This window comes from Microbacterium profundi (assembly GCF_000763375.1).
Classification (GTDB): domain Bacteria; phylum Actinomycetota; class Actinomycetes; order Actinomycetales; family Microbacteriaceae; genus Microbacterium; species Microbacterium profundi.
Genome location: NZ_JPSY01000005.1, coordinates 1 through 10,072, shown reverse-complemented (window position 1 = coordinate 10,072; position 10,072 = coordinate 1). Strand labels below are relative to the sequence as shown.

12 protein-coding genes and 1 pseudogene are annotated in these 10,072 nt (G+C 65.3%); 12 read left to right on the top strand and 1 reads right to left on the bottom strand.

Translation table 11 applies throughout. The annotated features are described in order from the left end of the window. Window positions 1-10: 10 nt before the first annotated feature. The 11 genes from JF52_RS0116100 to JF52_RS0116050 all read left to right on the top strand — a co-directional run bounded on the left by JF52_RS0116100 (window position 11) and on the right by JF52_RS0116050 (window position 7,560). Window positions 11-1,069 carry a type II glyceraldehyde-3-phosphate dehydrogenase gene (locus tag JF52_RS0116100; RefSeq protein WP_033107657.1) on the top strand — a complete coding sequence of 353 codons (1,059 nt, stop codon included), beginning with the start codon at window positions 11-13 and terminating at the stop codon, window positions 1,067-1,069. After that, entirely contained in the window at window positions 1,059-1,343 is a 285-nt protein-coding gene (locus JF52_RS0116095) for a DUF2933 domain-containing protein (RefSeq protein WP_033107642.1), read from the top strand. Before JF52_RS0116100 ends, JF52_RS0116095 begins: the two co-directional genes overlap by 11 nt. Then, window positions 1,340-2,359 (top strand): DMT family transporter, encoded by a 1,020-nt coding sequence (locus tag JF52_RS0116090; protein WP_152594931.1) that lies wholly within the window; start codon window positions 1,340-1,342, stop codon window positions 2,357-2,359. The genes JF52_RS0116095 and JF52_RS0116090 overlap by 4 nt, the downstream gene beginning before the upstream one ends. Next, window positions 2,356-3,879, top strand: coding sequence for a multicopper oxidase family protein (locus JF52_RS0116085; RefSeq protein ID WP_033107641.1), 1,524 nt, complete (start codon window positions 2,356-2,358; stop codon window positions 3,877-3,879). The genes JF52_RS0116090 and JF52_RS0116085 overlap by 4 nt, the downstream gene beginning before the upstream one ends. Window positions 3,880-4,046: 167 nt before the next feature. Next, window positions 4,047-5,006, top strand: coding sequence for a helix-turn-helix transcriptional regulator (locus JF52_RS16695; protein ID WP_052167144.1), 960 nt, complete (start codon window positions 4,047-4,049; stop codon window positions 5,004-5,006). A 175-nt stretch (window positions 5,007-5,181) separates the two neighbouring features. Beyond that, entirely contained in the window at window positions 5,182-5,613 is a 432-nt protein-coding gene (locus JF52_RS0116075) for a beta propeller repeat protein (RefSeq protein WP_052167143.1), read from the top strand. A 248-nt stretch (window positions 5,614-5,861) separates the two neighbouring features. Continuing rightward, window positions 5,862-6,065, top strand: coding sequence for a hypothetical protein (locus JF52_RS17375; RefSeq protein WP_152594930.1), 204 nt, complete (start codon window positions 5,862-5,864; stop codon window positions 6,063-6,065). Further along, entirely contained in the window at window positions 6,052-6,270 is a 219-nt protein-coding gene (locus JF52_RS0116065; RefSeq protein ID WP_052167142.1) for a hypothetical protein, read from the top strand. The genes JF52_RS17375 and JF52_RS0116065 overlap by 14 nt, the downstream gene beginning before the upstream one ends. A 126-nt stretch (window positions 6,271-6,396) precedes the next feature. Beyond that, window positions 6,397-6,801, top strand: coding sequence for a four-helix bundle copper-binding protein (locus tag JF52_RS0116060; RefSeq protein WP_033107639.1), 405 nt, complete (start codon window positions 6,397-6,399; stop codon window positions 6,799-6,801). Between the two features lie 30 nt (window positions 6,802-6,831). Beyond that, window positions 6,832-7,029, top strand: coding sequence for a YHS domain-containing protein (locus tag JF52_RS0116055; protein ID WP_033107638.1), 198 nt, complete (start codon window positions 6,832-6,834; stop codon window positions 7,027-7,029). A 36-nt stretch (window positions 7,030-7,065) separates the two neighbouring features. Beyond that, window positions 7,066-7,560, top strand: coding sequence for a DUF305 domain-containing protein (locus tag JF52_RS0116050; protein WP_033107637.1), 495 nt, complete (start codon window positions 7,066-7,068; stop codon window positions 7,558-7,560). A gap of 221 nt (window positions 7,561-7,781) precedes the next feature. Here the strand turns inward: JF52_RS0116050 and JF52_RS17370 are convergent, their stop codons facing one another. After that, window positions 7,782-8,240, bottom strand: a complete 459-nt coding sequence (locus tag JF52_RS17370; protein WP_152594929.1) for a hypothetical protein — start codon at window positions 8,238-8,240, stop codon at window positions 7,782-7,784. An 829-nt stretch (window positions 8,241-9,069) separates the two neighbouring features. Here JF52_RS17370 and JF52_RS17110 point away from each other — a divergent pair. After that, window positions 9,070-10,072 (top strand): annotated as a pseudogene (locus JF52_RS17110) (IS3 family transposase); the annotation flags it as partial.

Sequence of the window (10,072 nt, the reverse complement as noted above, 5' to 3'; positions counted from 1 at the left end):
AGGCACGCACATGAACACCATTCGAGTCGGCGTCAACGGCTACGGCGTCATCGGCAAGCGCGTCGCCGACGCGGTCCTGCTGCAGTCGGACATGGACCTGGTCGGCGTCGCGGACATCGCCACCGACTGGCGGATCAAGTCCGCAGCGAACCGCCTGCCCGTGTTCGCCTCCACCATCGAGGCGCAGCAGGCCATGCGGGGCGCCGACGTGCCCGCACAGGGAGTGCTCGACGACCTTCTCGCGCAGTGCGACGTCGTCGTCGACACCACCCCCAAGCATGTGGCAGCGGGAAACCTGGAGCGCTACCGCGCCCTCGGCGTCAAGGCAGTGCTCCAAGGCGGCGAGTCCCACTCCACCACCGGCCACTCCTTCGTCGCCCAAGCCAACTACGCCAGCGCCATCGGCAGGGACAGCACCCGGGTGGTCTCCTGCAACACCACCAGCATCGTGCGGATCCTCGGCGCGCTGGATGCGGCCGGACTCCTGCTGCGCGCCCGTGGGGTGCTCATCCGCCGCGCCACCGACCCGTGGGAATCGCACCTCGGCGGGATCATGAACACGATGGTCCCAGAACCGACCATCCCCTCTCATCAGGGCCCCGACGCACAGACCGTGCTCCCCGGACTCGATGTCGTCACCATCGCCGCCAAAGGCGCCCACACGCAGACCCACAGCCACTACTGGACGCTACAACTGACCCGGGAGGCGACCCGCGACGAGGTGCTGGACGCCCTGCGCGCCGCGCCCCGCATCGCGTTCATCCGGATGTCCGATGGCCTGGTCGCCCTCAACTCCACCGTCGAGCTGATGCGCGATCTCGGCCGCCCCCGGGGAGACATGTGGGAGGTCGCCGTGTGGGAGGACCTGGTCACCGTGAACGGCAGCGAGGCCTACCTCGCCTACCAGGTCTACAACGAGGCCATCGTCGTGCCCGAGACGATCGACGCGATCCGCGCGCTGACGGGCACCGTCCCCGACGCCGCGACCTCGATCCGCCTCACCGACGAGAGCCTCGGCATGCGCCAGGACTTCCTCACACCGGCGGAGGAGCCCGACCATGACCGGTGACCACCAACCGCCCGCCGACCATCCCGGCGAAGGCGACCCGCGGCGACGGATGCCTGTGACGGCGTGGCTGATCATCGGGATCTCCGTGCTCGGGATCGCGATCTACCTGTTCATCGACCACCTTCCCCACGTCGTCGCAGTGCTGCCCTACGTCGCGATCATCGGCATGGCCGCCATGCACCTGTTCGGCCACCGCCACCACACCGGCGCCCACGACTCGAATCATCGACGCCACGGGGGCGACAGCGGGACCGACACGCGAGAGTCGTCGTGAACACCGTCGTCCGCCCCCTCGCGGACGCCAGCCGGCACGGGCACCCCCGACCGCTGCGGATGCTGTGGGTCACGCTCGCCTGGGGGTCGTGCTTCGTCGCGATCACCGTCGGCCTGCAAGACGCCCCGCCGCTGTGGCTCGCGGCACTGAGAGCCCTCATCGCCGGGGTCGCGCTCGCAACCGTCGCCGGCATCCAGCGGGCACCTCTTCCCCGCGACCCGAAGACATGGGCACTGATCGGCTGCCTCGGACTGGTGAACATCGCCCTGGCATTCGCGACGATGTTCGTCGCCGCGACCGGACTGTCGACCGGGATCGCCTCGGTGCTCGCCAACGCGCAGCCAATCCTGATCCTGCTGCCCGCGTGGTGGCTCTACCGCGAGCGTCCCACCCCCGCCGCGATCGCCGCGATCGGCCTGGGCTTCACCGGCCTACTCATCATCGTCCTTCCCTCCGGGCTCGGCACCGGAGCGTGGCTCTCACTGACCTCCGCCGCCGCGATCACCGCCGGCACCCTCATCGGCCGGATCGTGCACGCAGACGTCCGAATCGTGGCGGCAGCTCAGCTGCTCATCGGAGGTGCGATCCTCGCCGGCACCGCAGCCGTCACAGAAGGGCCGCCCACGATCGACTGGAACATCCGGTTCATCCTCACCCTGCTGTTCCTATCACTGGTCGGCACCGCCGCCACCACGGTCGCCTGGTTCACCGAGATCGGACGTGCCCGGCTCGACCTCCTCGCCGCGTGGACGCTGCTCGTGCCGGTCTTCGGGATCCTGCTGTCGCTGCTGATCCTGCGCGAGGACCCGGGCCTGTGGGGCTGGATCGGGACCGTGATCGTGCTGATCGCAATGGCGTTGCTCGCCATCGGATCCAGGCGCTCAGAGCCCTCGGCCGTCACGGCAACCGGCAATCGTGCCCCACGAGCCTCCGCCGATCATGCGACGTCCGACCCGGACGGCCTCCCTGACGAAAACCACGGCCCGCGCTCCCGGCCGGAAAGGAAACAACGATGAACCCGTCGCCCGCCCCACGCCCCCGCTTCCTCCTAACTCGGCGAGGGTTCCTCGGCGTCAGCATTGGCGCCGTCGCGACGGTCGCGCTGGCATCCTGCGCGCCGGCGGCGAACTGGGTGCAGCCCGACGGCGCCCAGGTCCAAGGCGCCGAGCGGCGCCGCGGCGGCACCGGGAAGGTCACCACCGCGACCCTCACCGCCGCCCCGACCGTGCTGGACCTAGCCGGGGCGACCGCGCCGACCTGGGCGTTCGGGTCTGTTCCGGCGCCCGTGATCCGTCTCGGCGCCGGAGACACTCTGAAGGCCACCGTCCGGAACCAGCTCGAGGCGGACACCTCCGTGCACTGGCACGGGCTCGCGCTGCGCAACGACATGGACGGCGTCCCGCCGGTCACCCAGCAGCCCATCAAGGCCGGGGCCAGTTTCGACTACGAGTTCATCGCGCCCGATCCCGGCACCTACTGGTTCCACCCCCACGTCGGGGTGCAGCTGGACCGTGGCCTGTACGGGGCGCTGATCGTCGAGGACCCCGCCGAGCCCGGCGGGTACGAGGACGAGTGGGTCATCATCCTCGACGACTGGCTCGACGGCGTCACCGCCACCCCCGACGACGTCCTTGACGAGCTGTCCGCCGGGATGGGCGACATGGGCGGGAAGGGCGACATGTTCATGCGGATGGGCAACACCCTCATGGGCGCCACCTCCGACCTGCTCGGCGGCGACGCCGGCGACGTCTACTATCCCCTCTACCTCGTCAATGGGAAGCCCCCCGCCGACCCGACCCAGTTCACCGGGCGGGCCGGCGAGAAGGTGCGGCTGCGGATCATCAACGCCGGCAGCGACACCGCGTTCCGCCTCGCCATCGGCGGTCACACGCTCACCATCACCCATACCGACGGATTCCCCGTGGAACCGGTCGAAGTCGACAGCATCCTCATCGGTATGGGCGAACGCTACGACGCGATCATTACCCTGGATGACGGCGCGTTCCCCCTCATCGCTCAGGCCGAGGGCAAACGCGATCGCGGTTTCGCCGTCATCCGCACCGGCAGCGCCGCGGCAGCACCGACGGCCGATGTGAGCATCCCGGAGCTCACTAGCAGCCGGATCGGGACCGCACAGCTGCTGACGTCAGATAGCAGCGTTGCGCTGTCCTCACGGCAGCCTGATCGGACCGTGGCGATCACTCTCACCGGAGGTATGGCCGAATACGACTGGGGCATCGACGGGCGACGGTTCGATATGAATCAGCCCCTCGACGGCGCGCACGAGATCCGCGAAGGCGAACGCGTCCGGTTCACGATCACTAATGACACCGAGATGTGGCACCCATTCCATCTACACGGTCACACCTACCAGCATGAAGGTGGCGGCCCGCGGAAAGACACGTCGATCATCCTGCCCAAGCAGACCCTCACCGTCGACTTCGACGCTGACAACCCAGGTCTCTGGGTCGCCCACTGCCACAACATCTACCACGCCGAAACCGGCATGACCACTGTCATCGGCTATCGGGCGTGACCACGGCGCAACCTTCCGGAGGCCACGGAACTGGTCGTGTCGATGAACGCGTGACGGCGCCATTGATCGGACGGGATGCGGTCCCACCCCTGCGGGATCGTGACGATACCGGCCGCGGCTACGTTATTGGCCGGCCGGCCGGTCCGCCGTTGTCGGCGGTGGAGAGCGTGCGCGCCGAACGCATCCACCGCGCCGTGTTTGGGCACGCCAAGATCGTCCACGTCCTCGAGGGCGCCGCACGCATTGAGACAGCCACAGGCATCCACGAGTTGACACCGGGCTACGCGATGGCTCTCGGGGCCGGCATGTGGTGCTCAGTGCGCCCAGACCCGACTGTGCGGCTATGGACGCTCTACTTCGACGAGTCCTTCCTCCGCTCCCACATGCGATGGGTGCTCGCCGACACCACGCGCGTCCGTCCGGGCGTGCATCCTGACGCCTGGGACGGCTCGGCACTCGTGCTGCAGCCTGGCGTGGACATCCTGCACCGCATCGAACCGCTGTGGCGCCAGATCAGCCTCGTGAACGAGACCGCGCCACCGGAGGTCGCGACCACCCGACTGATCTCTCTGTTCTCCCGCGCCGTCGAGATTGCCCTACCGACGCTGCTCGCCGACGACGGCGCCGTGCCCGAGAGGTTCGTCCTCCCGGTGCGCGGCCGGCTCGCGCAGCCGCCAATCGCTCGCCCCGTGCGCCGCTCGGTCGTCCTGCTGCGCTCGCGCATGACCGAGCCGTGGACGGTCGGCAGGCTCGCCGCGGAGGTGGCCGTCTCCCGCGCCCATCTCACACGCGTTTTCACCCAGCAGGTCGGTGTCGCCCCCATGCGGTTCCTCATCGAGACCCGCCTGACGGAGTTCACGCGACTGATCGAGGAAACCGACCTGCCGATCGCCGATGCATCCCGGCAAGTCGGATGGAACGACGCGCGAGTTGCGGCAGTATGGTTCCGCAAGCGCTTCGGAATCACCCCCACGCAGTACCGGCGGCATCCGCACGCTTCTTGCACCGGCGCCATGCCGTGCGAGTCGTGCCGTGGTGTGTGCGCCCTCACTCCGGTCCTTGAGCCCGTAACTCGTGCGGTGTCGCGTGATTCGCGCCGCGACGCGCACATTCGGCGGCTTTCCTAGACGATCTCCGCGCCCTCCCGGTAGGCCGGGTTGATACGTCAGGTCCACCGCTGCGCCTGACGGGCGTACTCGCTGATCGTCCGTCTGCCTGCTGCGTGGTGAACCTCGCGCACCTCATGGTCGCAAGCCATGAAGCAGCGCCGACTTCCATGTCCTCACCGCCGCCCCTGACGGCATGCTCTACGGATTCGCCACCACCGAAGTCGAACTCCTCGCCAGCGACGATGAAGGACGCAACTGGCTACCCAAGGCATCGTTCTCCGCCGCAGACCTCGCCGCCACCACAGACGGCCTCTATGCGGCAACTGAGGAAGGCGTCCTCATCAGCACAGACAACGGAGCGTCCTTCGCTCCTGTGTTGGGCGCGCCCGTGCTCTACACAATCGACGCCGGCACGGATGGCACACTCGCCGGCGTCGGCACCGACGGCGTTCTCTGGTCGTACGGCCCTGACGGTCGCTGGCGACGCATGCAAACACTGCAGGGCGCCGCGCAGGCCTTCAGTGTCATCGACTCGGAGCGGCTCGTTCTCGTCGACGACCGCGGAATCGTCGAAGTCACTCCCGACGACACCACCATCCTCGCCCCAGCCCGCCCCGCGGACTGACGACAATCATCAAGGACACCGCGCATGGACAGACCTCGAAACCCCTTCCGCAACATGACCTTCTTCATCGCTTCTGCCACCGTCCTGGTCGTCGCGCTCACCGTGGCGATCTACTTCCTCATCGTGGCGATGCTCGGATGAATCACATGCCTGCACACCGCCACACCCCGCTACCACATCTGCACCGAATACACCTGTCACACCAGCGGCCACGACCAGCGCGCACTTCGGAGCGCACCCATCGACAGTTGGTGCGTCTTGGCCGTGTCCTGCTCGTGGTGGGACCGCTGCTCGCCACTGTGCACCTGCTTTTGGATGCGCAGTCGGGCGGCGCCGGTGGCACGTTCTGGACATACACGGTCGCGAGTCTCGAAGCGGCCGTCATCACGACCATCGTCGGGATTGCGCTCGCGTGGAGGGAACCACGAGGAGCACACCATGATCCTCGATGATTACTGGACCAACGTGATCTGGTCGCTGATCCCGACCATCGGCATCTCAGCGGTCTTCTGGATCGTCATTCGTGCCATCATCCATGCAGACCGCGACGAGCGGAAAGCCCGCGCGCGAATCGAGAAGGAATTGCGCGCGGAACGCGAACAGGCCAGGGCGAGGCTGGCAGGAGGGGAGACAGGTTCGCCTGAAGCGTCGGCGTGATCACACGCGGACAGCACGCTGCCTTCAACCCGGTGCGGCGCTACCATGCCCCACAAGGGTATTCAAGGGCCTCATGGGATCGCGGGCGTGAGCGTAGTTTCGAGGACTCCACGAAAGGAGCCCATCATGACTATTGCCGGAGAAATGCTCCGCACCTATCCCAAGGACCTGGGCGGAATCGACCAGCAGAAACTCACCACCTGTATCGAGGCGTGTCTGGAATGCGCGCAAGCATGCACCGCCTGCGCCGATGCCTGCCTCAGCGAAGACATGGTCACTGAACTGACCAAATGCATCCGCACCAACATGGACTGCGCCGACCTCTGCGAAACCACGGCGCGCGTCCTCTCTCGCCACACCGGGTACGACGCCAACCTCACACGAGCCACTCTCGACGCCTGCCGCATGGCCTGCGCGAGTTGCGCGGACGAGTGCGAACGGCACGCCGGAATGCATGAGCACTGCCGCGTGTGCGCTGAAGCATGCCGTCGCTGCGAGGAAGCGTGCGCCGCACTCCTCGGAGCATTCTGACACTCAACAGCGAACCCCGGGGGCCGTCCAATGACATACCCCAACGAGCCCAGGTCCGACGAGAAGGCCCTCGTCACCGACCCGGTCTGCGGCATGAAAGTTGACCCGGCCACGGCGGCCGCGAGACGCGAATACGACGGAACCACGTTCTGGTTCTGCTCCACCGGTTGCGCCGACGCCTTCGACGCCGATCCGCACCGCTACGGACACCCGCAGACAGCCGACTGAGCCAACTTATAGGCGCCGCCCCGAGGGATGGAACCAATGTCCGACTCACCACACGCACCCGACCACGAGCACCACAGCCGGGGGCGGCCTTACCTGATGTTCTGGATCATGATGGCCCTGAGCTTGCTCATCATGTACGCTGCCATGTTCACCATGATCGACGGCTGGGGCGACTTCCGAAACAACCTGAATATGCTCTACATGACGCTCACGATGTGGGCTCCAATGGGAATCATCATGCTCCTGGCCATGCGTAGCATGTACGCGAACAAGAAGGCCAATGTGGCGATGCTCGTCGTGTTCGCCTTGCTGGCAGTCGGATCGTTCACGGCGACTCGAACACAGGCAGCCACTGACGACCAACAGTTCATCAAATCCATGATCCCGCACCACTCCGGCGCAATCCTCATGTGCCGCGAGGCCAGCCTGACCGACCCAGAACTGACTGCCCTCTGCGAAGACATCACCACCGGCCAGCGATCGGAAATAGAGCAAATGGAGCAGATCCAAGAACGTCTGAACAACAACTAAGCCCGCTGGTTGACCAACCTCACGTCTCAGAAAAGGCAACCGCTGATCCTCTCATTGAGGGCCGCCTATCAGAACAGCGCTGCGGCCACAGAGGTGCTGCCGTAAACGATCGTTTCCGACAGCCCTTCGGCCCGCGATGAGTAGGTGCACGACACGCCGAGAGATGGTCCGCCGTAACCCTACTTGTGTCCCGAGACCTCATCGGCACGATGCAGACTGGTCTACTGTCTTGGCTGTTCGTTGGTTACAAGGAACTCACCGATCACAGTGACGCCGTCCTGTAGATATACCGGAATGGTAAATTCTTTGCCCTGATTCGCGGTCTGCCATGCCAGAGCATCCTCAGGAGACTTGAACGAATCCATGGCATCGGCTCCGTTCACTGCGTCGAGCTCGGCCTTTCGAACATAACCAGCTTTGCCGTTCGTTGCTTCAGCTTGGATCAACGCTGGCTCTTCTTTGGGCGAGCGTGCCTCGGTTGCAGATCCAAACGTCTCACCACTGCTGTTGACCGAGTATGTCGGCTCAGGCATAGGGGCGGTTTCGATTCCAAGTTCCGCGCTCAAGCCTTGTGGTGAGAAAAGCACAGGGCCCGCGGCGACCGCTGCTCCTCCGAGAACACCGAGAGCGAGGGCGAGCGTCGTTCCCGCGACGACCTTCCCAATTGTTGTGTGTTTCACGTCTCCCCCTTATGAACTCTGGTTGGGTGATTGATAGGTGTAGGAAGGGCTATACGACGATCCCGTCCATCCCTCAAGTGACACCGTAAGAACGCCACGTTCCGCTGGCGTATCGCGTCGTCACACGATCCATCAGGGACGTGCAACCCGAATTGTAAGCAATGGTGCTCTCTTGGATGAGCGAACCTGCTGAGTTGAAGAGACGGGCCCTCAGTCCCATCCATCCAGAAGGCGCGCATCCAGACGTAGTGCCGACGTTCGTCCAGGCTGACGCCCGTCCTGAAACTGTCGAGATGGTCGCTTGGTTTCGATATTGAACGCTGTTGATCGTGTAGTCACCCCAACTGGACGATGCATCACCAGCGCTGGCAGCAACTGGCGCATACACAATCAGAAATCCCGCGATCGCTACACCGGCAATGAACCGACCGTATCGATTTCTGCCGCTGACACCTGAATTTAGCTTCACAACTCCTCCACTCTGAAGAGAACGCTTCGATGCGCATAATCATGCACCCACCCTGCATCGCCGTCCATAGGTCACAGGATGCGCGTCAGCCACGCTCCTCCTGCCGCAGTTGAAGCGTGTCCGTATGTGGATGGATTTTTGAGACAGTTCACTGCGTCCAGCCACCCCCATGCGCGACCCAGGTTGCAACGATCGGGCGTCGCAAGTGCTGGGATGGAGGGCAGGCACGCTGCGCAGCGAGGCCCCAGCGCCACCCCATAGGGCGGTTCTGGGGCCTCCAGACGATCTCTGATGCCGCTTCAGCGACTTGAACCGTCCCAGGTTTGGTGCCGCATCCTTTTGAGTTGATTGGATGTCATCATGCCGAAGAAGATCGATGCCGCGCTCCGTGAGCGCGCAGTCAGGCTCGTGCGCGAGCACCGGGCCGAGTACCCCTCGACCGCGAAGGCCATTGCAGCCGTCGCCCGTCAGGAAGGCGTCGGTGCGGAATCGTTGCGCCGGTGGGTTGTGCAAGCCGATATCGACGCGGGAGACCGAGACGGGCAGACCAGCGAGGAACACGCAGAGATCCGCCGGCTCAAGGCCGAGAACCGCAAGCTGCGTGACGACGTCGCGATCCTGAAAGCAGCGACAACTTTCTTCGTGGGGGAACTCGACCCCCGCAACCGCTGATCATGGGATTCATCGACCAGATGAGATCCGAGGGGCATGCAGTCGAGTCGATCATCCGCGTCCTGCGAGAGCAGGGCGTGAAGGTCGCTGCGCGCACCTACCGGGCCTGGCGGCAAGGCCGCGTGTCCCTCCGGACTGTGACCGATGCGCTCGTCGTCGACGCCGTCCGTGACGCCGCCTGGCGCGCCGAGGTGCTGCCCGACGGGACGACGCGCCGCCGGATGACGCCGGAGGGCTTGTATGGCCGCAAGAAGATGACCGCGCTGATCCGCCGCACCGCCATCGCTGACGCCTCACGTGGCGCGGTGGACCGGGCCATGCGGGCTCTGGGTCTGCAAGGCATCACCCGGGCGAAGGGCATCCGGACCACGATCCCCGGCAAGGATGGCAACCGTGCCGGCGACCTCCTGAACCGAGACTTCACGGCCCCACATCCAGATCACACCTGGGTGATGGATTTCACATATGTCCGATCATGGGCGGGCTGGGTCTACGTCGCTTTCATCCTCGACGTGTACTCGCAACGCATCGTGGCCTGGCACGCGCAGACCACCATGCACACCGAGCTCGTCATGATCCCGCTACGCATGGCGCTGTGGGAACGTGGCCGGCAAGGCCACCCGATCCAACCGAAACAGCTTCGAGCGCATAGCGATTATGCCGAGGTTTTCGTTAAGCCGAGGATTCGTGT